Origin of the sequence: Herbaspirillum sp. UBA812, assembly GCF_002296545.1 — a bacterium.
In the GTDB taxonomy this organism is placed as follows: Bacteria; Pseudomonadota; Gammaproteobacteria; order Burkholderiales; family Burkholderiaceae_D; genus Herbaspirillum; species Herbaspirillum huttiense.
Genome location: NZ_DBIC01000134.1, coordinates 18,275 through 19,041, shown reverse-complemented (window position 1 = coordinate 19,041; position 767 = coordinate 18,275). Strand labels below are relative to the sequence as shown.

Sequence of the window (767 nt, the reverse complement as noted above, 5' to 3'; positions counted from 1 at the left end):
GTCCGGACAAATTTCTTCCCGCTCGCGAAGTCGCCGCGCCACCCTTGGCTGCGGCTTGATATATTCGTCTCATGCATCTGCGTTTGCTTTCCATGGCGGGCTCATCATGTCCCTGAATCGTCTGTTCCGGCTGATCTCGGTCGCCTTGCTGGCGCTGTTCCTGGCGTTTGCGGTGGCCCTGGTCTGGACGGAGTGGAACACCTACCGCAGCGGTGCCAACAGCGTGCCGGCCTTGCGCAAGCTGCGCCTGGCGCTGCTGGCGATGGAAAAGATTTCCGCCGAACGTGGTCCGGCCAACGCCGTCATGGGGGCCGGTGCCTCGCTGCCGCCGGAGCTGCAGGCCAGGCTGGCCACTGCCCGCGCCCAGAGCGATGCGGCCCTGAGCCAATTGCGCGCTGCGCTGGAGGCAGATGCCAGGCTGCGGCAGTCGTGGGCCATGGACAAGGTGCGGCTGGTCCAGCAAGGCCTGGGTCCGGCGCGCGCCAATGTTGATCGGGTGGCGCGCCTGGCGCCGCAGGATCGCAGCGACGTGCTGGTGGTCTCGGCCGTCAGCAGCATGGTCGATCTGATGCCGTTGATGGTGCGCGTGGTGAGTGATCTGAGCAATGAGGCTGACCGCGCCGATCCCTTGCTGCGTGATGGCCTCTCGGCCGTGCGCGCAGTCGCCAGCCTGCGCGAGTACGCCGGGCAGGTCGGGTCGCGTTTCGTCGCCCCACTGATTGCGCATCGTCAGCTGACCCAGGATGAAGTCATCGAAATCGGACGCC

At 66.4% G+C, this 767-nt stretch carries 1 protein-coding gene; it reads left to right on the top strand.

The window, feature by feature from the left end; genetic code table 11:
• Positions 1–106: 106 nt before the first annotated feature.
• On the top strand, positions 107–767 hold a 661-nt coding region (locus tag B3873_RS08500), incomplete at its 3' end, for a nitrate- and nitrite sensing domain-containing protein (protein ID WP_349676439.1).